This window comes from Vibrio sp. D401a (assembly GCF_030248515.1).
GTDB lineage: Bacteria > Pseudomonadota > Gammaproteobacteria > Enterobacterales > Vibrionaceae > Vibrio > Vibrio rotiferianus.
In genome coordinates this window covers 62,235-85,589 of record NZ_JAHGAI010000019.1, presented here as the reverse complement: position 1 = coordinate 85,589, position 23,355 = coordinate 62,235, and the positions used below count along the sequence as shown (strand labels likewise).

The 23,355-nt window shown below is 45.3% G+C and carries 22 protein-coding genes; 14 read left to right on the top strand and 8 right to left on the bottom strand.

All coding sequences use genetic code 11. The features are described from left to right. Positions 1–104: 104 nt before the first annotated feature. On the bottom strand, positions 105–485 hold the full coding sequence (locus tag KIV41_RS09255) for a helix-turn-helix domain-containing protein (RefSeq protein WP_045387080.1): 381 nt from the start codon (positions 483–485) through the stop codon (positions 105–107). Positions 486–627: 142 nt separating this feature from the next. Between KIV41_RS09255 and KIV41_RS09250 the strand changes: the two genes are divergently transcribed. Continuing rightward, positions 628–1,170: a nuclear transport factor 2 family protein gene (locus KIV41_RS09250; protein WP_045387082.1), complete on the top strand. Its 543-nt coding sequence runs from the start codon at positions 628–630 to the stop codon at positions 1,168–1,170. A gap of 156 nt (positions 1,171–1,326) precedes the next feature. Here the strand turns inward: KIV41_RS09250 and KIV41_RS09245 are convergent, their stop codons facing one another. Further along, the gene (locus tag KIV41_RS09245) at positions 1,327–3,750 is read right to left on the bottom strand and encodes a formate C-acetyltransferase/glycerol dehydratase family glycyl radical enzyme (protein ID WP_285336136.1); all 2,424 of its coding nucleotides are present in this window, start codon (positions 3,748–3,750) and stop codon (positions 1,327–1,329) included. 2 nt (positions 3,751–3,752) lie between these two features. Continuing rightward, a complete protein-coding gene (locus tag KIV41_RS09240) occupies positions 3,753–4,694 on the bottom strand; it encodes a glycyl-radical enzyme activating protein (protein ID WP_285336135.1) in 942 nt (313 codons plus the stop codon). A gap of 254 nt (positions 4,695–4,948) precedes the next feature. Between KIV41_RS09240 and KIV41_RS09235 the strand changes: the two genes are divergently transcribed. Beyond that, positions 4,949–5,623 (top strand): fructose-6-phosphate aldolase, encoded by a 675-nt coding sequence (locus tag KIV41_RS09235; protein ID WP_009697968.1) that lies wholly within the window; start codon positions 4,949–4,951, stop codon positions 5,621–5,623. A gap of 129 nt (positions 5,624–5,752) precedes the next feature. On the opposite strand, the gene KIV41_RS09230 is transcribed toward KIV41_RS09235, so the two are convergent. Beyond that, a complete protein-coding gene (locus KIV41_RS09230) occupies positions 5,753–6,754 on the bottom strand; it encodes a GGDEF domain-containing protein (RefSeq protein ID WP_252042295.1) in 1,002 nt (333 codons plus the stop codon). A gap of 146 nt (positions 6,755–6,900) precedes the next feature. On the opposite strand from KIV41_RS09230, the gene KIV41_RS09225 reads away from it, so the two are divergent. Beyond that, positions 6,901–8,058, top strand: coding sequence for a linear amide C-N hydrolase (locus KIV41_RS09225; protein ID WP_045387091.1), 1,158 nt, complete (start codon positions 6,901–6,903; stop codon positions 8,056–8,058). A gap of 160 nt (positions 8,059–8,218) precedes the next feature. Next, positions 8,219–8,731, top strand: a complete 513-nt coding sequence (locus tag KIV41_RS09220; protein WP_038885515.1) for a DUF2799 domain-containing protein — start codon at positions 8,219–8,221, stop codon at positions 8,729–8,731. A gap of 35 nt (positions 8,732–8,766) precedes the next feature. Here the strand turns inward: KIV41_RS09220 and KIV41_RS09215 are convergent, their stop codons facing one another. Together KIV41_RS09215 and KIV41_RS09210 are read right to left on the bottom strand one after the other, a co-directional pair. Next, positions 8,767–9,225, bottom strand: a complete 459-nt coding sequence (locus tag KIV41_RS09215; protein ID WP_045387095.1) for a GNAT family N-acetyltransferase — start codon at positions 9,223–9,225, stop codon at positions 8,767–8,769. Positions 9,226–9,305: 80 nt separating this feature from the next. Next, positions 9,306–9,776: a GNAT family N-acetyltransferase gene (locus KIV41_RS09210; protein WP_029561157.1), complete on the bottom strand. Its 471-nt coding sequence runs from the start codon at positions 9,774–9,776 to the stop codon at positions 9,306–9,308. 132 nt (positions 9,777–9,908) lie between these two features. Here KIV41_RS09210 and KIV41_RS09205 point away from each other — a divergent pair, with 132 nt between their 5' ends. The 3 genes from KIV41_RS09205 (at position 9,909) to KIV41_RS09195 (ending at position 13,068) form a co-directional block, all read left to right on the top strand. Next, positions 9,909–11,099 carry an MFS transporter gene (locus tag KIV41_RS09205; protein ID WP_285336134.1) on the top strand — a complete coding sequence of 397 codons (1,191 nt, stop codon included), beginning with the start codon at positions 9,909–9,911 and terminating at the stop codon, positions 11,097–11,099. Continuing rightward, the gene (gene yidZ, locus KIV41_RS09200; protein WP_252042292.1) at positions 11,074–12,045 is read left to right on the top strand and encodes an HTH-type transcriptional regulator YidZ; all 972 of its coding nucleotides are present in this window, start codon (positions 11,074–11,076) and stop codon (positions 12,043–12,045) included. Before KIV41_RS09205 ends, yidZ begins: the two co-directional genes overlap by 26 nt. Positions 12,046–12,228: 183 nt before the next feature. Beyond that, a complete protein-coding gene (locus tag KIV41_RS09195) occupies positions 12,229–13,068 on the top strand; it encodes a class I SAM-dependent methyltransferase (protein WP_252042291.1) in 840 nt (279 codons plus the stop codon). Between the two features lie 98 nt (positions 13,069–13,166). On the opposite strand, the gene KIV41_RS09190 is transcribed toward KIV41_RS09195, so the two are convergent. Further along, positions 13,167–14,039 carry an aspartoacylase gene (locus KIV41_RS09190; RefSeq protein ID WP_285336133.1) on the bottom strand — a complete coding sequence of 291 codons (873 nt, stop codon included), beginning with the start codon at positions 14,037–14,039 and terminating at the stop codon, positions 13,167–13,169. A gap of 61 nt (positions 14,040–14,100) precedes the next feature. Next, a complete protein-coding gene (locus KIV41_RS09185; RefSeq protein WP_252042288.1) occupies positions 14,101–14,979 on the bottom strand; it encodes a 6-carboxytetrahydropterin synthase in 879 nt (292 codons plus the stop codon). Positions 14,980–15,181: 202 nt separating this feature from the next. Here KIV41_RS09185 and KIV41_RS09180 point away from each other — a divergent pair, with 202 nt between their 5' ends. The 7 genes from KIV41_RS09180 to KIV41_RS09150 all read left to right on the top strand — a co-directional run bounded on the left by KIV41_RS09180 (position 15,182) and on the right by KIV41_RS09150 (position 23,266). Beyond that, a complete protein-coding gene (locus tag KIV41_RS09180) occupies positions 15,182–16,051 on the top strand; it encodes a DMT family transporter (RefSeq protein ID WP_010453210.1) in 870 nt (289 codons plus the stop codon). Between the two features lie 391 nt (positions 16,052–16,442). After that, the gene (locus KIV41_RS09175) at positions 16,443–18,623 is read left to right on the top strand and encodes an FUSC family protein (protein WP_285336132.1); all 2,181 of its coding nucleotides are present in this window, start codon (positions 16,443–16,445) and stop codon (positions 18,621–18,623) included. A 10-nt stretch (positions 18,624–18,633) separates the two neighbouring features. Next, positions 18,634–20,319, top strand: a complete 1,686-nt coding sequence (locus tag KIV41_RS09170) for a TolC family protein (protein ID WP_285336131.1) — start codon at positions 18,634–18,636, stop codon at positions 20,317–20,319. Continuing rightward, positions 20,319–20,522, top strand: a complete 204-nt coding sequence (locus tag KIV41_RS09165) for a DUF1656 domain-containing protein (protein ID WP_005453214.1) — start codon at positions 20,319–20,321, stop codon at positions 20,520–20,522. The genes KIV41_RS09170 and KIV41_RS09165 overlap by 1 nt, the downstream gene beginning before the upstream one ends. 12 nt (positions 20,523–20,534) lie before the next feature. Continuing rightward, the gene (locus KIV41_RS09160; RefSeq protein ID WP_285336130.1) at positions 20,535–21,413 is read left to right on the top strand and encodes an HlyD family secretion protein; all 879 of its coding nucleotides are present in this window, start codon (positions 20,535–20,537) and stop codon (positions 21,411–21,413) included. Between the two features lie 28 nt (positions 21,414–21,441). Next, entirely contained in the window at positions 21,442–22,128 is a 687-nt protein-coding gene (locus KIV41_RS09155; RefSeq protein ID WP_010453220.1) for a potassium channel family protein, read from the top strand. Beyond that, the gene (locus tag KIV41_RS09150; RefSeq protein WP_010453223.1) at positions 22,121–23,266 is read left to right on the top strand and encodes an AI-2E family transporter; all 1,146 of its coding nucleotides are present in this window, start codon (positions 22,121–22,123) and stop codon (positions 23,264–23,266) included. The genes KIV41_RS09155 and KIV41_RS09150 overlap by 8 nt, the downstream gene beginning before the upstream one ends. The last annotated feature ends 89 nt before the right edge of the window (positions 23,267–23,355 follow it).

The window sequence follows — 23,355 nt, the reverse complement described above, 5'->3', positions numbered from 1 at the left end:
GATTAAATGGTGAGTGAGAACTCGATTAATAACGTTCAAAATGTGACACACCACAAATATAAAACATAACTCATATGAATTGAATAATTAGCCACCAAAACAGTCTAGTGATTTTCATCGTAATTTCTGCGAGCGAGTTCGATCTCTTCTCGATGATCATCAGCCCAACAAACTAGAGCGTAGACAGGCTTAACAAGTTCACTACCTAAAAGGGTAAGTGCATACTCAACTCTCACTGGTACTTCAGGGTATACGGTTCTATCCACATACCCTTCCCTCTCCAAATCACGCAAAGTCTGAGTAAGCATACGCTGAGAGATCCCCTCTATTCTTGCTTTCAGTGCATTAAACCGCTCAGGGCCATCAACAAGTGCAAAAAGAATAAGTAAAGACCACTTGTCGCCTATCTGTGCAACTACGTTGCGTACAGGGCAATCAGTATTGTTATGGAAAACCCTTCTAGTTGTGCTCTGTGCGTTTGTCATTTTTTATTCCTCATTCTTCTATCCATTCATTGCCAGTTACCAAAATGTGCCTAACCGAGGATCTAGTGCCTTCTTGTTATGCAAGTTACTATTAATTACTATGGTTATCAATGTATACCTAAATCAGCCATTGGAGTTATTTATGTTTAGAGTCGTAATACCATTTATTTTCCTGTTGTTAAGTTCAACTGTATACGCACAGTCAAAAGAGATATTAGCCATTGATTTACCCTCATTAGAGAAGGCGAACTGGACGGAGCAAGAACGGAAAAACGCAGAACTAGTCACTGATTTTGTGCAAAACCTGATGAACAACCACGACTTTGACTACATATTGAAAAACTACGACGAAAGTACTTATATGCAGCACAATAGAAATTTACCTGACAAAGTGACAGGTCTAGTCAACTTTCTTAGGGAGTTTGTAGAGGAGTATCCAGATTATACCTACGACGTTAAACACATCTATGTTGATGGTGACTATGTAATTTTTCATTCCCATGCAACGTTAGATAGAGACGATAGAGGAAATGATCAAAAAGGGCTGAATATCATCGATACATGGCGAGTCGAAGACGGCAGAATTGTAGAGCACTGGGATTCAATTCAAGCCTTAGACTTTTCGATGCGAGTTTATTCTTTACTAAGTGGGGGCGATATCGAGAACGCAAATGGTGTCTTCTGACACTTTAACCGCTTAAAATGATACGAAGCATTGTCCTGGCCTATCAGAATAAGTTTCTCTTTTAACTCATCTAATCAATGCAAAATTAGATCTATTAGTTTGTTAATCAGTAAAAAGGCACCAATCGGTGCCTTTTGTTTTACTTAGTGAGTGTACTTACAGTTCGTGCTCAGTACGTGCGATGATGTCGTCTTGTGCATCTGGTGATAGCGCGGTGAAGAAGGCTGAGTAGCCTGCAACTCGCACAACAAGATCACGATATTGCTCCGGGTTCTTCTTCGCGGCTAACAAGGTCTCACGAGAGACGATGTTGTACTGCACGTGCCAACCTTTGTGGTGGTTGAAGAAGGTACGGATCAACATAGAAAGCTTGAGCTTATCCCCTTCAGACTCAACCGCTGCTGGGCTTAACTTCTGGTTAAGCAGCACGCCACCAAGAATCTTATTCGCTTGGATCTTACCGACCGAGTTGTACACTGCCGTTGGACCTAAACGGTCTGAGCCAGACGATGGGCTTGCACCTTCTGCCAATGGCGTTTTCGCTTTACGACCGTCCGGCGTTGCCATGGTTGAGGCTCCGAATGGGACGTTTGCCGAAATACTTGATGTACCAGCGTAGTAACCGCCGCCAATTGGACCTCGACCATGACGCGTATTAACAAACTGCTCTAGCTCATCAATGTACACTTGGTACGCATCTGACAGTAGTTGGTCTACTGCGTCATCATCGTTACCGTATTTTGGTGCAAAGTTGATAAGACGTTGGCGAAGCTGCTCGTTCTCCATTCCGTCGAAATCTTCAGCCAATGCTTTTGCTAGCTCAGGCTGAGTAATCTGCGCGTCATCGAAAACAAGGTGCTTGATGGCTGCTAGGCTGTTACCCAAGTTCGCGATACCGACTTGCAAGCCAGATACCCAATCGTATTTCGCGCCACCTTCTTTCACAGTTTTACCGCGAGCCAAACAGTCATCCACCAGCGTTGAACAGAAGATGTCTTGTGCCTGCTGTTCAAGCACACTGTCGACTACCGTATCAATCTCAATCGATTTACGGGTGTAGTAGCGGATTTGCTCTGCCCAAGAAGCCGTCACTTGCTCAAAGTTCTCAAAGTTACCTTTTGCTAATGACTTATCGTGCGGCAAGAAGGCTTTACCCGTTGTTGCATCCACACCTTCGTTCAATGAAGCGAGCAGGATACGAGCGAAGTTAATGAAGCTCATGCCCGTACAACGGTAACCCCATTTGCCGGGAACCGCAGTCTCGATACAGCCGATAGAGGCGTAGTTGTAAGCGTCTTCTTTCTCTACGCCAAGCTTGATGAATTCAGGGATGACAATCTCATCGTTGTTGAACGCAGGCATACCGAAGCCGCATTTAATCACTTCGATACAACCCATCAGGAATTCTTGGTTCAAACCTTCATGGTAACGCACACTCAAGTTAGGTTGCGTCGAACGTAACTGACCACAAGATTCTAGAATCGCCCAAGAAAGGGGATTCACTGCGTCTTCAGGCTCACCCTTTTCATTCAACTTCTGACCACCGATACACACGTTTTGATACAGCGGAGAACCTGCCGATGCTTTCGAGTGCGCACCAGAGCGGATCTTGTTTACTTCAAGCAGCTTCAACCAACAGCTTTGTAAAAGCTCTAATGCAAAGTCTTTCTCAATTGTGCCGTTTTCGATATCACGAACATAAAACTCGTTGAGGAACTGGTCCATACGACCGAAAGAAACCGAGTGACCGTTCGATTCGATTTGTAGCATCAATTGAACAAAGTAGCTCAATTGCAGTGCTTGCCAGAAGTTTTCTGGTGCGTGACTTGCTACATGACGACAGTTTGCCGCAATGCTTTCTAACTCAGCTTTGCGCAGCGGGCGCGTCTCTTCAAGCGCCATTTTTGCCGCCAATTCAGCGTAGCTCACCATGTGATCTTGAATCGCAAGCAGCACGATTTCGACTGATTTATAGAACTGCTCTTTCTTCAAGCCTTCAAAGGTCGAAACATCATTGTTAGCACGGTGCTGACGAACATCCTCTAACAAACCGTTCATGCCTAGTTTAAGAATTTTCTCGTTATCCACCGCAAGGTGCGCATCACCAGAAGTCATGTTGCCTTCAGCTTTAATGATGGTGCTGGCTAAGATCTCTTGCTGCTCATCAGTAAACAAACCATAACAACGGTCTTGAACGGTTTTACCGCGCCAATATGGTGTGATGCTGTGGATGCTTTGCTTATCTTCTTCAGTGACCGCAAAACCTGCACCAGGACGGTCGGCTAGCTCATCAATTTCCGCTTCAATCCAACGCACTGTGTATTCTGGGAAAATAGGCGCAGCGCGTACTTTGCTCGCTTGGTTACCGACGATTAGCTCATCGTGTTTAATCCAAATAGTACGAGTGCGTAAGTGCTCTTGCAGTGCTAGCGCACGTTGAACAATCACAGGTTTGTCTTCGTTTGCTTGATAAGCACGAGTGTATGCCTCTGCGCGCTCGGTACAGACAGGTGGCGTTACGATATTTACCAGTGCCGATTTGTGCGCTTTGATACGCTCAGGAAGGTAATTCAGGTCCATAGTTAACCTCTTACAATCACGTTAAGTTGGGTGTTTTCGCTTGCGTATTGCATCGCGCTTTCTAGTAGTTCTGGTTTGTTTAATGGCTTGTCAGAACACTCGTAAGGCATATCGAGCAAACGGTATTTATTGATGCCGAGCGTGTGGTACGGCAGCAAGTGAAGTTCTTGGCAGCTTTCTAGTGAAGCCGCAAAATCGATGATGTCTTTCAACTCTTCGATGCTGTCATTGAACCCCGGCACCACGGGAACGCGAATCACAATGCGTTTCGCGATAGGTGCCAGTTTTCGGAAATTGTCTTTGATACGTTTCAGTGAACCTTTCGCCCAGCTAAGAAACTTCTCTTCATCGGTGTGTTTTAAATCCGCCAACCAGCAATCAATGTGCGGCGCGGCTTTTTCGACGTTCTTCCACGGCACATGCATGCACGATTCAATAGCCGTAGAGACTTGGTTGTCATGCAGACGCTGCGCGAGTTCTGCCACCAAATCGGCTTGCATGAGTGGCTCACCACCGGAGAAGGTCACACCACCTTGGCTTTGGTCGTAGAAAGGTTTGTCTTTCATCAAGGTGTCGAACAACATGTCTGATTTCGCTTCTTCACCGCAGACGGTCAGTGCTTGCGTAGGACAGACGTTTCGCAGCGCGATCAGTTGGTCTTCTTTGATGGCTTTGCGATTGATGATGATCTGGTTGTCGATGCGTTGAATACCATCGCTCACCGTTTCACTACCCGCAGTAGATTGAGTTGTAGCTTGATAAGCAGAAACGCACAGCTGGCAATCTTCCATGCAGCTTCGCTGATCAAACAACAGTGAATGCTTTTCGCTGCGACTTTCTGGGTTTTGACACCAAGGGCAAGACAAGCTGCATCCTTTAAGAAAAAGAATGGAACGAATGCCATCGCCATCATGGGTAGAGAATCGTTGAATATTGAAATACATCTCTGCTTGCCTCTTGGTCTGTGCTACCGCTGTGTACTTAATCCGTTTCTTGCTGGTTAAGTCTTATAAACAGCTTTTCTTTGTTCGAACTGAAAGCTTCATTTGAGCGTTTACAAGTTTCACCTAACTTTCATTTAATGAAATTACTATAGTTTCAAATGAAATTTCAATTGATCAAAATCAAGATCTCGTTCGATTGTCAGATCTATAGTGATCCCATCATCAAAACGAAGATTTTGTTTAAGGTAGAAACCATGATCGAACTTTATTTAGATACTGCTGATGTGGCAGAAGTAAAACGCTTTAACCAATGCCTACCGCTAAAAGGCGTGACGACAAACCCAAGCATTTTGGCGAAGTCAAAACAGGGACTGAATGAAACCCTAGCAGGCATGCAAGAAGCACTTGGCGGTACACCTCGCTTTCACGCTCAAGTCGTGAGTTCAACCGTCGAAGGTATGCTGGCAGAAGCGCGCCAACTGAATGAATTGCCTTACGATATGGTGGTAAAAGTGCCAGCAACAGAAACCGGCTTAGCGGCAATTAAGCTAATGAAAAAAGAGGGAATTCAGGTTCTTGCTACCGCTATCTATTCAGCTCAACAGGGTTTCCTTGCGGCACTGTGCGGTGCAGACTACCTAGCACCTTACGTAAACCGCATTGATGCGATGAACGGCAACGGTGTTGAAGTGGTCGCGGATCTTCAATTGTTGCTCGATCAAAACCAACTACCAGCGAAGATTTTGGCAGCCAGCTTCAAGAACACTCAACAAGCGATGGAGGTGATGAAACTGGGCATCGAAGCCATTACATTGCCAACCGATGTGGCGGCACAAATGTTCGCTCACCCAGCAGTAAAACCGGCGGTTGAGCAGTTCGATAAAGACTGGAAAGAGACGTTTGGCGATAAACTTTCATTTGAAAGCTAATTAAAAGTAAGAACTCAATATTTTAGTCAACAATAAGGGAATCTGAACTCACCCTGTGCGCCGGTGAGTTTAAGATTCCCTTTTTCAACTTTATAAAGGTTTTGGTCATAACAAATACTTTAAGCGTGTCTACGCAGCTTCAGCACAGTGAGTAATTTGATCTTTACCATTCATCTTAGCTTGATACATGAGTTGGTCTGCATACTTAAGCAAATCAGATTCAGTATGATACTCGTTCTTCACAAGTCCACCACTCAGTGTCAGGTAGACATCACGACTATCCGCTTTCAATTGGATATTTGAAATCGCTTCTCTCAGCCTATTCGCTTTAGTGATGGCTTCAGACATATGTTTTGCGGAAATCCAGACACAAAACTCCTCACCACCAACACGGAACACTCTCTCATTACCGACCTCTGCCTTCAAACAGCCCCCGATTTCAGATAGAGCCTTGTCGCCAATATCATGACCATACTCATCATTAATATGCTTGAAATCATCAATATCAAACATCAGTAGATAGTCACCAACGAAACTGGCAAAAGAACTCGTAAAAGCAAGACGGTTACTTGTACCCGTAAGGGCATCAGTCAACGCCAGCTTAGAGAGAGAAGTATTGGCTTTAGCGCGGCTTAATTCAAAAAAGTGAGTGACACACCAGATCGTAATGTAGCAAGTAGCGAAGTTTATCGTAACAGGCCCGTAGTCAAATATCTGATTATCAAAGAGCCTAGCTAATAACACCGCTCCAACTGAAACAAAGACAATTGTGGTCAATTTAAAGCCCAACGCTCCCCCTAGCAATAAATAGGAAATCGTCGGGAAGAAAAAAGCCCACAAAAAAACAACATCCGTCAAAGGAAGGAGCAAATTAGCAGTGAGGATAAGCAGCGCAATACTCAATAAATAGAAAAACACCAGATAGGGGTGGCAGTGCCCCTTTCGACATTTAAAAAAAATATAGAGAGACAAAAAAGCAAATAGCCCTTCTATAAATGCCAATAAATATTGCGAGTTGTAAAAAACATTAAATGTGACCAAAGCAAGCATCACAAACGTAAAAATAAGGGTAACCGCACTTAAAACTCTATTGCGTATCCTCTCCGTATATTCCAAGTTCTCGACACTCATAAATCCTTTTCCATGCAACTTCAAAATATAAAACGCGTATCACAGAATCCACTTCAGATACTTTTATTGATAACGTACATAATGATATCAAACTATTAACATATAAAGTAACTCATCAATATAGATAGAGAGGGAACTCAAATTTCATGTGTACACGTATTTTCAATAGTTTAAACCCATCGCTTCCTATGACTGGTCGAAACTTTGATTGGCACAATCCATTAACAACTTATTTATACCGACTACCTGCCGGAGATTCAATCCGGCTTGGAATCAATGATCGTCACCCAGAAGCACAAAAGGCACACCATTGGACAGCCCAGTACTCGAGTGTTTGTACCTATCTAGGCAGCGATAATATTGGCCTGGCGTCTATTGATGGGGTAAATGAAAAAGGTCTCGCCGTGAATGGGTTGGAAGACTTGCTAGCGTACTTTGAAAATGCGACAGAGATCATAAAGAGTAAAGATTCAGTCTCGAAACTAATACTCGAGATGCTAGAGCAAGACGAGAAAGAACATACACCAACACAAATCATTCCAGATGGCGTCGCCATCATCAGCTCACTTCGCTGGGTACAATTCACATTAGACAATTTTGAAAGTGTTCGCGAAGCGGCGGACTATTTCAGAAATAACCCTGACAATCTATACATCGTCAGTGAATATGTTCCAGATGGAAAGAACGAAACACCGACTAAATTGCATTTAACACTCTCTGATACAAGTGGTAATTCTGCAATTATTGAACTGAGAGGTGGACGTTTCAGTGTAAACGAAAGTGAAAGCTATAATGTCGCGACCGTTACACCGCGTTTTGAGATTCAGCAGCTGTTATTAAAACCATGGTTAGAAAAATGGAACCATCCTAAGAACTTCGTTGGACTCACTCTCTTCGACGTTCCAGGTGGCACAGCAACTCATCAAAGGTTCGCTCGAGCAAGTTATTACTATAAGTTTTCCCAACCAGCAGCAGAGCAAACCGAGGTGCTTAGCCAAACAAGAGCATTGATGGCAACGTGCGCAACACCACTTGGTTGTCACTTTGAGCAAAAGCCTAAGTCACCACCCTCTGCGACTACGCTTTGGTGTAGCATCATCGATCACAACAACCTTTGCTACCATACCGTTAATTCATCAACCATGGCCCATAACTGGGTAGAATTAAAGCGCGACTTGCGCGAGCCGCAAAGAACTTTAGTCATCAACGCTCAATCCACTAATACGGAATATGTTGGCGCAAACGTATTTGGTGACTTAAGCGAGCACATGGAAACCTGCCCCTCTCCCTTTGACAACTACTAGTTAGCCCCCCATAGCCTCCTGAACTGGGGGGCTATGGCCTTAATTGTTTTCAATTTGCAATTACATGTATTTATGAGCACTATGATTCCACCCATAAAAATGAACACCGTTCAATTTATATTCTAATGGTCAATTTGATTTCTTTTAAGGACATTTACTGATGAAAAGAGCACTTATTCCGCTTGCTTTACTCACTTTGCTCTCCGGTTGTACCAGTATGTCTCCCGATGAGTGTAAGACGGCTAATTGGTACAAGGTAGGCTACCAAGACGGTCGAGAGGGTGACAACCCAAGCATCATCAACAGCTATACAGAAGACTGCAGTGAAGCTGGCGTTACGCCGGACAGAAAGGAATGGCAAGAAGGCTTCGATAAAGGCACGATTCTCTACTGCTCTCCGGATAATGGTTATACGGTAGGAGTAGAAGGTAAAACATATTATGGCGTGTGCAGTAATAAACAATTCATTGAAAACTACCAGTTAGGTCATCAGGAATATCAGCGCCAGCAACGTATCCAAGAGCTCGATACTCAAATTTCGGTGATCGACAACCAACTGGATAATAATCCAGATAAAGATAATGCCAAGCGCCTAAAAGAGAAGAGAAAAAGGCTGGCAGATGAACGTTCACAGTTGCTAATGCCAACCATCAATTTCAATTTGAACTTCTAAGGAACTTAACCTTAACTCGCTAGAAATACGTGACCCTAGCTCAGTTCTAGGGTCATAAATTGGCTGTTCGGATCGAGTTCGTAGTCACCAAACGGATCGCAATACACAAAGCCATGCTTTTCATACAACAGGCGCGCAGGTTTAAAAAATTCCATCGAGCCAGTTTCTAAACTTAAGCGCTGCAAACCTTTTTGCTTCGCTTGCTCAATCACATGAATCAATAATTGAGACGCCACACCTTGGTTTCTTGCTGCTGGTGTGGTGCGCATGGATTTAAGCTCCGCGTGTTGGTTATCCAACTCTTTAATTGCAGCACACCCCAACAGCTGCTCATCTTTCCATCCAGTCCAGAACGTTACGGCTGGTAGTTTTAGTTTATCCAGGTCTAACGCATGTACGCTCTCTGGCGGTGACGTGGCATACATATCTTGTAAGTGTTCTTCTAACAGCGCGATGACTTCTGGTCTTTCTAAATTATCGACTTCAATCTTCACATATCTTCCTTGATTTATTCATTTAATTGCATTGAATTTATTGCAAAAGCTGAGTGGATACAATCTTTACTAAGCCCTTTTTACAGCGCCTGACGCATGATGTGTTGGGGTCCAACTGGACCACCATGATAGAGCTCATGAGTATCTTCAAAACCAGCTTTGAGGTAACACTGATAAGCTGGCACATTTCGGCAGTTAACCGTTAGGTAGAGAAACTCAAACGTTGGATAGTGCAATTTAACAAAGTCCCCAAACAAGCGAATTGCTTGCTTGGCGATGCCTTTACCTTGATGGCGATGATCCACCAGCAGTGAGCGAACACCTATACTTCCTTGAGGGCAAAAGTCATAATCTTCACTGTACGCAGCATCGAACAAAAAGAACCCGACCACACGATCATTTTCTAGGATCAAATGGGGCAGCTCTGTCGGTTTAAGACTTTCCAATTTCTTACCAATATCCTCAATCGTAAACTGAGCTTGCTCTTCCAAGACTTGTAGCTCAATGGTTTGCTCATGACGGCATGGCGTGTACTTTTCAATGGTAATCATGGTCATCCTTGTTGAACTTCCGTTCGATTTATACAGGGTATGTCGTAAATGGAAATACCTGCGGTCGTAATTCCCACTCGCAGGCAAACGTTTAGCACACTATTATCCTTACTAATTGTTAGTGAGGTTGTCATGTTTCGTTTTCTGCTTTGTAGTTTCTCTCTTGTTTTACTCTATCCTACTGCGATTGATCTTTACCTTGTAGGTTTGCCACAAATTGCAGCCGATCTAAACGCCAGTGAATCACAGTTACACATTGCCTTCTCTATCTATCTTGCAGGTATGGCAACCACCATGCTGTTTGCAGGAAAGATCGCCGATTCCATTGGTCGCAAACCCGTTGCTGTAGTGGGCGCAGCCATCTTTATTACTGCATCATTGCTAGGCGGTACGGCTGAGCAATCCACTACATTTTTAATCGCACGCTTTGCGCAAGGCATTGGGGCTGGCTCTTGCTATGTAGTTGCGTTTGCTATTCTACGAGACACATTGGACGATAAACGCCGCGCCAAAGTTCTCTCCATGCTTAACGGCATTACTTGCATCATTCCAGTGATAGCCCCCGTTGTCGGCCATCTCATTATGCTTAAATTCCCTTGGCAAAGTCTGTTCACCACAATGGCAGGAATGGGGATGATGGTTTGTTTGCTTTCTATTTTGGTACTCAAAGAGTCAAAACCTAGCGTCATACCACAACAAAGCACCGCTTCAGCTTCTAACCAAGAAACGTTCGCGGAGCGCTTTTTCATCAGCCGACTCATCAATACGGCCATCGGCGTGACCACCATTCTTACCTACGTGAACGTCTCACCAATGCTAGTGATGGGCGAACTAGGTTTTGATCGTGGTGACTATTCTTCTGTCATGGCAGGCACGGCACTCGTCAGCATGATCACTTCATTCTCTGCGCCATTGGCTTTGTCCTACTTTAAGCAACGCACTCTGATGCTGACTTCGCAAACCTTGTTTGTCAGTGCCGCGATGGTGATTGGTTTTGCTCATCTAAACCAATGGGGAATCCCATTTTACTTATTCGGATTTGGGCTGATTTGCGCTGGCTTCTCGATTGGCTTTGGCGTGGCTATGAGTCAAGCGCTCAGCCCTTTCTCTCTGCGTGCTGGTGTAGCAAGCTCCCTACTGGGCATCGCTCAAGTGTGTTGCTCTGCCCTCTACATCTGGTTTATGGGGTTCATCGGCGTTAATGCGCTGAATATGTTGGTGTTTGTGTTAGCTATAGGTGGCGCAATCAGCTTGGCTCTAATACTATTTATTCCTAAGCCTGCTCATGAAAGCCACTATGAAGAAATCACTAGCCCGTCTTGATCTCAACCTGCTGTTCACTCTGCAATTGCTGCTGCAAGAGCAGAGTGTTTCCAAAGCGTCGAAGAAGTTAAACGTCACGCCGTCAACGGTAAGTAAATCGCTTAATAAGCTTCGTGACTGGTTTGATGATCCTCTGTTTGTGAAAACACCGAAAGGATTAGCACCGACTCCTTTAGCGCAAAGCATGGAGCAAGATCTGGCAGAATGGCTACAAATTGGCAGCCAAATTGCCGAGAAGCGCAGCGATATAGCCCCCAAAGGCGTGCGCTTTGATCTGACCATTGAATCCCCGTTAGTGCTGACGATTCTTGATGATCTTCTTGTTGCAATCCACCAGCGCTACCCAGATGCGAAAGTCAAAACCAGTAACTGGGATTACGATTCACTCGATGCGATTGTGCGTGGTGAGGCAGACATCGGCTTCACCGGCAGAGAGAGTCATCCCCGCTCAAAAGAGTCACTCAACCTGCTTCCTTACTTTCTTGATTTCGAAGTGCTGTTCTCAGATTTACCTATGGTGTACCTACACAAAGATCACCCCGCTTTGGAGCAGGAATGGAACCTTGAGACCTTTTTGAGTTACCAACACATCAACATTGTTTGGGAAAAGAGTGAGACGTGGGCACTGGACGAAGTGTTGAGTGAACTTGGCTTACAGCGCTCCATTGGTTTAACCATGTCGAGCTTCGAACAGTCTCTGTTTATAGCCGCGCAACCACACCACAATATGCTGACCACAGCGCCGCAATACTGTGAAAGTTACACCAAGAAGCTGCATCCAGATTTGGTGTGCTTACCCATTCCTTTAGAACAGCCACAGCAAGAGAAGCTGCTAATCCCGTTCACCATGATTTGGCACAAACGTAATGCGTACAACCCCAAACTTGTATGGTTGAGAAACACCATCAAGTCGCTTTATGGGGAGAAGAGTGGCAGCAATACGTGATTGCTTCTTCCACACATTACTGATAAATTTCGCGCGTTTTTAACCCTATTTTCAAGGAGGTATTTCCAATGATTCGTTTTCAACACACTCATTTTAATCAACGTCCTTACGTTGTTTTAGGATAACTAAAACCCCTAAATTCAAGTAAGGACGACAAGCTAACTTATTGTCGGAATTACAACTATGTTTAAAAAACTGAATGAAGCAACCGCTAAACCAGTCGTTTGGTCAGCATACACCGCAGACGTACTGTGGACAGATAACCACATTGCGAAACAGATGCTCAGCTTCCATCTAAACCAAGAAATCGAAGCCGCGTCGCGCTCATTCAACTTCATTGATGAATCTGTTGACTGGCTGGTGACTGAATTTGGTCTCAACCAAGATTCAAAAACCATCGATTTTGGTTGCGGCCCTGGCCTTTACACCCAACGTTTAAAAACGCGTGGTGTAGGCACAGTGCTCGGATTGGATTTCTCGCAAAACTCACTGGAATATGCGACTCAACAAGCAGCGTCTTCTAACCTCGCTATTGAGTATCACTTAGACAATTACCTAGAGTTCAGTGACACACGACAGTTTGATTTGATCACGCTTGTTATGTGTGACCTTTGCGCGCTCAATCCAACTCAACGTGCGACGTTGTTTGCTAAGTTCAAAACACTGTTGGCTGAGAATGGTGCGATTGCATTAGACGTGTACACGCAAACACGTTTTAGCAAGCAAGCTGAAGCGCTGACACTCAATCAAAATGCCATGAACGGTTTTTGGAGTGCAGAAGATTACTGGTGTATTCAGTCTTCATTCAAATACGAAACTGACCTTGTCACGCTAGACAAGTACGTGATAACTGAAGCGCAACGAGAATGGACAGTCTATAACTGGCTGCAACATTTCACTTTAGACATGCTTACAGCAGAGCTTGCGCCGCATGGTTTAGAAGTTCAAGCAACCTACAGCGACTTGCGCGGAAAGCCGTTCGCAGATGGTGACGAAATGGCGGTGGTGATTCGTCATAAATAATGACCAATCCAAGCTAGAGCGACACTGCTACCAATAGTAAAAGGGGCGATATTCTCGCCCCTTTTTTCGTGTCTCACTATTCGCTTTCTCTTTGATACTTATTCCGCGCTCACAACCTTTTTCTCAGCAAGTGCCATAGCGATATTGGCTTTGCTGTACGCACTCTCGTTGATGAAATGCGGATAGATATCCTGTTTGCCTTCCCAGAAAATATCGTAACCAAAGAAGGTCGCGAGTATTGGTTCGCCCGGTTTGACTACCTCGAAATCTCGTCCACAGATCATAGGATGTACTGTCGCAACACGCATACCATCGTGGTCGACAGGGATCATGACTTCTTCGGTGTAAAAATACGCGTCGTAGTCATTCAACTCACCAACTTGACCAAGATTATGCTGCTCAAGGTAATCTAATACCATAGTCAGCATCTTTTTCATTAACTCTAGAGTGTCGTACTTCAGTGAGCCATGCGCTTGAGCTCCAACTTCGATCATCACACCATGCTGCCCTGTGGTGCACAAATAAGGTTGATCATCCCACGCTTTTCTGTCTTCAAACAGAATATTAGCTTCTGGCATACGTTGCTTCACATAAGCCCCCATCTTGCGATAGAACACGTCGTTAGAAACCAAAATCAAGGTAGCGCCCATGTTACTAGTGGTGTTGTGCAGATCGATAATCAATTGATTCTCTTGGCGAGCATGTAGTTGCGTGAATTGCTGCGCGATTTCAGTTTCTTGCTGAGTCGCAGGCGATGATTGATTCGCCAAGGCAAATTCACGGTTGAGATCCGTTTCAACATAACGAACGTTTTGCTTTACCGCTTCAGGGTTGCCAAGCACACACTGAGTACTGAACGTCGAACGATCAGCAACATAAAGACGATCTTTGATGAGCTTTTGAAGATAAATGCCAGAAAGCTCATTACCATGCGTACCTGCTACGAGCAGAACACGATTAAGTTTGTCCATAAACGTGATATTCCAAATATTGAGTAAAAGTGAGTTTTGATTGAGATTGAGCTGCGCCCTCTTAACGAAACGCCATTGCTCCTTTCCCTACCCCTTCATAAGCGATGACTTGTAACGACTGTCCTTCATCCAATGAAGAGGCAATTTCGTTAGCGATAAATACAGCCAGCAGTTCTACCGTTGTATCGGTGTTCAATACCTCGGTTTCGCTGTGCGCGATAGCGAGTTGGAAGTCACCTTGTGAAGTAGTGTATCGGAAGCCAAAGTGCGTATCGCTGTTGATGAGTGTGGCATGCTCGCTCAATTCCAGATGACCAATCTCGACAAGATCTTCGATTGAAGCAAGGTAAATGTCTTGCCAACGCTGTGCAAAAGCATGTTCACGAGCGGTATCATGCTGACCATCGACCAGAATTTGAATCGGCGAGCGATGACCATGCGCAATGCGTTGACAGTTGCCGTCGTGTTTTTTTAAACCGTGGGTATAGTGATAGTAAGCGCCATCAAGTTTTTCGTGACGCAAGGTCAAATCAATCGATGCCACGTTACTTGGTAGATTGCCCTGTAATACTTTGTGGATGTGCTGAGTCACGCTCTCCATCGAAATATCTTCAGCATCAACAAAACAAAACGCTTCATCAGGACAATGTAAGTGGATGCTCTTTTCACCACGCATAAGATCGACTTGGGAATACCCTGTTTTGATACTCGCTACTTCCACCGCTGAGCTCTTCACAGGTATGAGCAAACGGTGATCAACATATTGATCGACCAGTTGTTTGATTTGTTTTTTCACTTTAGAGAAATCCAGCACCATGCTCATCTCATTGAGATCACCGTGCATTACTACGTCCAGAATCCAACTCTCGCCGACCATGCCTCGTGTTTCACACAGGTACGATGCATCAATAACCGTGAGATCGTTAACAAATAGATTCAATCTGAATTCCTCATTCTATGTTGAGCCTTAAAATCAAATGTTATGTTATAACACTTACCGCGCTCACTCAATTTCGCAAAGTGATGTTCTTTCTGCTCTGTGTTGCGCTATGGTTTCAGCTATAACTAATCACTTTATCAACTAATTGGCCCTTTCGATTTAACGCTACACTGCGACTCTTAATGAGATTTGAGGATAAGGAATGCCAACATTTTTACTGACCACGATTGCCATGTTGGCGTTTGCCGCCAATTCGCTGTTGTGCCGTTTGGCATTGGCAGCAGGTTCAATTGACGCGGGCAGCTTCACTCTTATCCGTTTACTCTCTGGCGCAGTTACTCTCATCGCCATCATGCTTTTACGTGGAAACTGGCGCGGCCAAATCCCAACAACTCGATTCAGCCTGCTCGCTGGCATAGCCTTATTTGGCTATGCAGCGCTATTCTCTTTTGCTTATGTAAAACTAGCAGCTGGAACTGGAGCACTGCTACTTTTTGGTGCTGTACAGCTGACTCTACTTGCACTTTATTGGTGGCAAGGGGAGCGCTTTAAAGCCCTCGAACTGGTCGGCATCATCGTTTCTCTGGTTGGATTTGCTTGGTTAATGCTGCCATCAGCAACGCGTCCAGATGTTTGGTCAGCGATATTAATGGCGCTTTCTGGTATTTGTTGGGCAGGCTTTACGGCTTTGGGTAAGCAAGCACCAACACCAAGCAGTGGCATTACTTCGGGGTTTATTGCCGCTTCAATTCTTGGGCTTATACTCTCGCCTTTCTTACTGGAATCTGTTCACTTTACTGAACAAGGCGTGTTGTTAGCCGTCGCATCTGGTGCCATCGCTTCAGGTTGTGGCTATGTGCTTTGGTATCAGGTGATGCAAAAACTCACATTGCTGCAAGCAGCAATAAGCCAACTTTCTGTACCAGCCATTGCTGTGATTTTGGGCAATGTGTTATTGGGTGAAACCCTTACCCTACATTCGTTGATTACCAGCGCTGTTATTCTTGGCGGCATTGCATTGGTATTTTTATCTCGCTCTCAAAAATCCAAAACCAACCCCGCAAGCCAATAAAAAATAATAACTTTCCTCTCAACTTATCTACCATCATCTATGCTTTTTGTTAGGCATTTGTTTTCACCGTACTGTGGAAACGAGCAACGCCTGACGCAATGGCGGTGAATATCGATTAAAGATTTGGTTTAGTAATTCCGACAAGCCCGTCTCAATAGTGAGACTTTCTAGTTAAACGTTTTCTTGCTTATTTTTGCCTCACACCATAAGCAATGGGGGATCTAAGGTGATTTGAGCATTTTGACCCAGTTTGATTTTGACAAAGGATTTACAAACCATCTCGTTTCAATCGCTATATTCCGCCTCCTAATCTTTTTCAGAATGAAATTCTGATTATTGATTGAATAAATTCATCCACTTACAAGCATAAGCCTGAGCTAACGTTGACACTATGAACGAGAAAATCAAATTCGCCACAAAAGTAGCGCTTAGCCTGACTCTGGCTTATCTGATCCCGTTTTCGATGGGTTGGCCACAAGCTTCTACAGCGGCTACGACGGTCATGTTGATCGCTTCTACCGGCAGTCGGCGTGAATCTCTAGCCAAAGGCACACTGCGCGTACTCGGCACTTTAGTAGGCGCGGTGATCGGCTTATTGCTTGTCGGCATGTTCGCCCAAGATCGCTTGCTATACATGCTCAGCGTTTCGGTGATTGTTTCCTTTATTTTCTATTTCCGCAACGCGTACCAAAAAGACCCTACCTTACTTGCCTTAACTGGCGTAATGGTCTTGATGATGTCTAATGGTGGCGATGCAGAAGGCGCGTTCATGTATGGCGTCGATCGCGCCTACATGACTATCTTTGGCGTGGTGCTTTACACCTTGGTGGGTACTTTCTTATGGCCGACGAAGACAGAACAAAACCTGCGTCAACTCGTTGAGCAACTGAACCAAGCTCAACAAGCCCTATTTAAAGCTATTTTGCAAAACTTCGAGGAAAAACAAGCTCACCAACAAGGATTAGTCCCTGCTTCAGGCACGCAAGAAGGTGAGGAAGACGAAGAACCTAAGCCCACCATTGAAAACCTGCTAGACAAAGTATTCGCCGCACAAAACGCGCTAGAGCAACGCTTTGCAACAATTAGTGTGGAATGCAGTGACGTATCAGCCTACATGAAAGAGTGGCAACTCGCCGTTCACTTCAACAAACAAATCACCCAAGAACTCAGCGTGGCAGCACACAGCCACTTTAGCCATCAGCAAGACCGAAGCTGCATCAACAACTTCGATCAAGCCATCGAAGAAATTCAAACGCTGTTCAAAACCTGCCAAGAAATGTGGAACAACGAGGGGCCAGCTTACCGCGCTCAGGAATTTAAGGTTGATTACAACCAACAAGCTTTGTCAGACGCTCCCCATTTAGTCAAAGGCTCTGCCCTGACACTGGGCCACTTACTCAAGCTAATGCATCAGAGCTTATCTCGCCTTGCAGAGAGCATCAGCTGTATTGATTCGGTCACCAATAATGTCTCGTTCAAACAAGATCTGCCGAAGCAGAAGAGCAAGTTCCTTTGGTGGGATGCCGAAAACTTCAAAACCGCAGTGAAAACCTTCACCACCTACTGGGTGGCAGGGTTGATTTGGATTTACTTCAATCCACCGGGTGGCTACTCGTTTGTTACCTTCTCCACCATTTTCATGTCACTGCTGTCGTTTGTTCCGGTTCACCCATTTATGTTGCTGATCTTGTTTACGTTTGGCTTCTTGTTTGCGGTCCCTTCGTACGTCTTCATCTTGCCGGGCTTGGAACTCGGAGGCGAATTGGGCTTGTTCATCTTCATCTACACCTTTATCGGCTTTTACCTGTTTAAAGGGCCGGTGACCATCTTCTATATGATTGGCTTATTTGTCCTCGGTCTCGACAACAACATGACCTATCACTTTGGCATTCTGATGACAATCATGACCTTGTTCTACATGGTGGTGTTCATGATTATTTTTGCGCACTACTTCCCTTTCAGTTCTCGTCCAGAACACTTGTTTTTAACACTGAAAGAGCGCTATTTCAGGCACGTTGGCGGCCTATTTACCCGCTATCATGAACAGTCTGAATCCACATTTAATAAGATGAAACGCTCACTGCACTTGGTGACGCTGAACGTTTCCTCTAAAAAGCTCAAAGTGTGGGGGGCGAAGATCAACCACAAGCTGTTCGACAAGACACCGCCAGAAGCGATTGGTGCATTCAGCAAGTCTTGTGACACCTTGAGCAATCACGTCAACATCTTGATTGCTGCTGAACAAAAGCTATTAAGTAACCCACTTATTAAACAGTTACGCAGCAAGCACACCGATTCCATATTACCTCTGATGGCTGGCGCACTAGCAAGCCATCAGGCGACCGACGAACTCGATTCTGTGTTCGAAAAATACAGCCAGGATTACCAATCCTTTGAAAATAAACTGGAAGATTTCTTTAGTGAGTTGGATTTATCTGACTACGCTTATTCAGAGATTGCCGGTTTTTATATCTTGCTGAATTTAAAACGAAACGTGTTCGAAGCGATCAACCAATGCAAGCAAACCTACGAGGATATCGATTGGGTGAACTTACGTCAGAAGCGGTTTTAAAGGTGAGGATATGATGCTTCTAAAACTAACTAAACCAAGCCTCGCCATACTCTCTGTACTCGGATTGAGTGCGTGTACAACTTTGGGTCCGGACTACGTCCATCCAGAGCAAACCGCCTTGCCAAGTGATTGGTCGGTAGAAAAAGCGGCGCAAGACACACAACAATCCGAGCAAAAACTGCAGCAGTGGTGGCAGCAGTTCAACGATCCAACACTGAACCAACTGGTTGAGATGGCGAGCCAACAAAACCTCGACCTTGAGGCGGCGGGTTTGCGTATCGTCCAAGCACGTTCGCTATTGGGCATCTCAACTGGATTGCAATACCCACAAGTGCAAACCGTCTCCGGTAACTTAGCCCGAGCTTATGTGAACGACCAAGGCTTGAATAACGCTGCGCTGTCGTTTGATGCTGGTTGGGAAATGGACATCTGGGGCAAATACGCTCGTGGCATTGAATCGGCTGAGGCTGGTTTCTACGCATCGATTGCGTCATACCACGACATCATGGTGACCATCACCTCTGAGGTGGCACGCAACTACATCAACTACCGCACGTTCCAAGAGCGTATTTTGCTCTCACGCCGCAACATCGAGATCCAAGAGCGCGTTGTGAACATCACCCAAGTACAGTTCGATTCAGGCAACGTAACCGAACTCGACGTTCAGCAAGCAAAAAACCAGCTCTTCAACACCAAAGCGGCACAGCCTTCTCTTGAAATCGCAATGAAGCAGTCGCGTACAGCATTGGCATTGCTTTTAGGTGTGCTACCGGAAGAGGTGGAGAGCCTGCTGCAATCTAATGGTTTCGCCCAGCGTATGGCGGATTATGAAAACCAGTTTAAGTCATCCGGTAGAAAGCCAGCTTTGTCTGGCAGTGACGAGCGTTCTATCGTACCTAGCCCACCGCTACTGGATAACAAAGTGGATGCAAACTTAGTCATGCGCCGACCTGATCTTCAAGTATCAGAGATGCAGGCTCGTGCACAAAGCGCCAAGGTTGGTGTCGCAGAAACCGCACTTTATCCAAGTTTTTCACTGTTCGGCTCAATCGGTATCGACAGCACAGTGCCAGATGGTAGCAGCTTCAGTTTCAGCGACTCACTGACCATGGTCGTGGGCCCAACATTCAGTTGGAACATCTTCCAATATGGACGAGTGAAGAACAACATCCGCTTTGAAGATGCACGCTTCCAAGAAACGCTCACCAACTACAACAAGAAGGTGCTGCAAGCGGTTAATGAAGTGACCAACGCACTGGAGGCCTACGACTTGTACTTGGAGCAAAAATCACTGCGTCTGCAATCAGTCAACTCATCGATTCGCGCATTTAATATCTCGATGACGCAGTACGAAAACGGTCAGATTTCTTTTGAGCGTCTGCTGAACTCAGTAGAAAAGATGACCCGCGCAGAAGACAGCTACGCCACCATCAAAGGTAACGTCGCCAACCAGGTTGTGGCGCTCTACAAAGCACTTGGCGGTGGATGGGAAACCCAAACTGGCAAGCCATTCTTATCTGAAACCACTGCCAAGCAGATGCAAGACCGAAGCGATTGGGATGGTTTGTTGGACGAAGAAGAACGCGTTCTGCCGCCACTGCTTCTTGAGCAACCATCAGACAAAGCGCAAACGGACAGTACCCAGAAAAATAGTACCGAGCAAATAAGTACCGAACAAGATGAGGAGGTGCAGTAATGCCACACGAACTCTCTTGGGGTGACGTTTACTTCTCACCGCTGCTCTTGGTGCTGATTCTAGCGGTCACCGCTACATGGATAACGGTGATCATTTTGAACAAGACACGTTTGTCTCGTTTCATTGCGTTTCCGTCTCTGACATTCATTGCCATCATGGTTTTCTACGTGGTGGCCATCGACAGTTTTTATATACAGTTTTAGGTGCCCAACAAGATGAAAAAACTACTCGTTATTGCACTCAATCTTGTCATTCTTGGTGGCGCGGCATGGTTCGGCTATCAGAAATTCGAAGAGTATTTTAATAACCCATGGACCCGCGATGGTCAGGTACGTGCGAACGTTATCAAGGTCGCACCTCGTGTATCAGGGCCAATCGTTAATGTCACCGTCATAGATAACCAAGAAGTAAAACAAGGCGATCTGTTGTTTGAGATCGACCCAACCACTTATGAAGTTGCCCTATCACAAGCGGAAGTAGCGTTAGAAAAAGCCATCGTTAGCTCTCGCGGTAAAAAGATCGAATACGATCGTTTAAAAGATATTCGAGCTAAAGACCGCGGCGCCGTTTCTCACAAAGATCTCATTCGTCGTGAAATCACCTACGAAGAGTCCCTACTGCAAATCAAATCAGCAGAAGAGCAACTTAAATCTGCACGCCTGAACCTCGGTTACACAAAAGTTTACGCATCGGTCGATGGGTTTGTTTCTAACCTTGATATCCGCAACGGTACTCAAGCGGTAGCAAACCAACCATTAGTAGCACTTATCGATAAAAACAGCTTCTGGGTATTTGGTTTCTTCCGTGAAAACCAATTAGCTCAAATTGCTCCTGGTAACGATGCTCGGGTGACTTTGATGTCTCACCCAGATGCGCCTATCGACGCTACGGTGGACTCCATCGGTTGGGGTATCGCCCCTAAAGATGGCACAGTGGGCTACAACCTTCTTCCTAATGTAAACCCTGTATTCCAGTGGGTTCGCTTAGCGCAACGTATTCCCGTTCGCGTGTCATTGCATGAATTACCAGAAGGCGTCGACCTGCGATTTGGGCTTTCTGCTTCCATCATGGTGATGAAAGACTCATCACAATAGCAAAAATAGGAGTGAAAGAGACTGACCCATGGCTATTGGAAAAAAACTCAAAAACATCAATGAAGAAAACAACTTCTTCTATCTGACCTTAGCGCTTATCGGACTATTAATCGGTGGTGCGTTTGTGCAGGTCGTTGGAGAAGGTGCAATGGAGCATCTGTTGCAAGGTTTCACCATCATCACCTTCATCGTCTGTATGGCGAGCTTGCGCTTTGACAAAAACTGGTCGCGCTTTCTCTACACCTTGCTTGGTACCTGGGTCTTGGTGATCGTCATCAAGACCGCGCTAGGTATTAAAGAGATGGATGTCGTGATGCTAGCCCTCACCTTCGCCTTCTTCTTCGGGACATTCAAATCCATCGCAAGACAGATTCTGTTCACTGGGCACGTGAACACTAACAAAGTGATTGGCTCTGTTGCTCTATTTTTGCTGCTGGGTCTGATGTGGGCAATTGCTTACCTCATTCTTCTTGAGTTCTCCCCAAACTCATTCACAGGGATGGAAGCCATCTCTTGGGGTCAAAACTTCTCAAATGCAGCGTATTTCAGTTTCGTCACCTTAACCACGTTAGGTTATGGCGACATCAGCCCTCTAACGCCATTGGCACAAGTCGTTGTGTATTTAGAGGCTATTGTAGGCGTGTTTTATATGGCGATTGTTGTTTCAAGTCTCGTCAGTTCCAACATTGAACATCAGGTAAACAAAAATGGATAAACAATCGGAAAAAAATGAGAGTAAGATTTTCATCAGTAACATGGTGGAATCTGCTATACGAATCGGCTTGATTTTAATCTTGCTGATGTTTACGTACGACATCATCAAACCTTTCATTCTTCCTGTGATTTGGGGTGCCATCATCGCGGTAGCATTGATGCCAATCTGTAAGAAGCTGGAAAGGGTATACGGTGGCAAACGTGGTCTAGCCGCAACGACAATTGCATTGCTCGGTATCGCACTTCTGGTGGCACCTCTAGTCATGGTTTCGGGCTCAATTGTTGATGGTGCAACCCACGCGCTAGAAGTTCTGCAAAACGGCGACATCAAAATCCCTGGTCCAAAACCTTCTGTCGCCGAATGGCCACTTATCGGTGATAAGCTTTACGAAGTATGGACGCTGTTTGCGACCAACTTAGAAAAAGCGATTCAAACCTTCATGCCGCAAATCAAGTCGGGTCTAACGTCTCTACTTGGCATGGTCGGTGGAGCTCTAGGTAGCCTGCTTCTTTCTATCATTTCACTGGCGATTGCTGCCGGCTTTATGACTTATTCAGAGTCAATTGCCTCTGGCTTGCGAACCGTCGCTGTACGTACGGCAGGTGATAACGCGAAGAGTTGGACAACGCTTATTGCCGCAACCATTAAAAGTGTTCTACTGGGCGTGGTTGGTGTTGCTGCGATTCAGGCTCTATTGATTGGTGCGGGCTTCTTTATCTTTGGCGTTCCGGCAGCAGGCCTACTCACTCTGATTCTGATGATTCTTTGTATTGCTCAGCTTCCTGCTCTGCTCGCGGTTCTACCTATCGTGGGTTACATGTACATGACTAACGACACAAGCACAGCAACGATGTTTACCGTATGGGTAGTGGTTGCAGCACTGTCTGAGAACTTGTTCAAACCAATGCTGATGGGCCGTGGTGTTGATGTACCAATGCCAGTGATTCTGCTGGGTGCAATCGGTGGTATGTTGTTCTATGGCATTGTAGGCCTGTTCTTGGGTGCGGTTATCTTAGCGATTTGGTACGAGCTATTCGTTTGGTGGTTGAGCATCGAGAAGGCACAGCAGCAAAAAGAAGACTTACTAGAAGAGAAGGAAGAGACACAAGCCGAATCAGGCCACGGCGCTGGTATCTAATCTTCATCAGTCACCTCACCACTTGAAACAAACCGCTGCCTTTGCAGCGGTTTGCGCAACTAAGCTCACAGTTTCATTGTTTGATATCC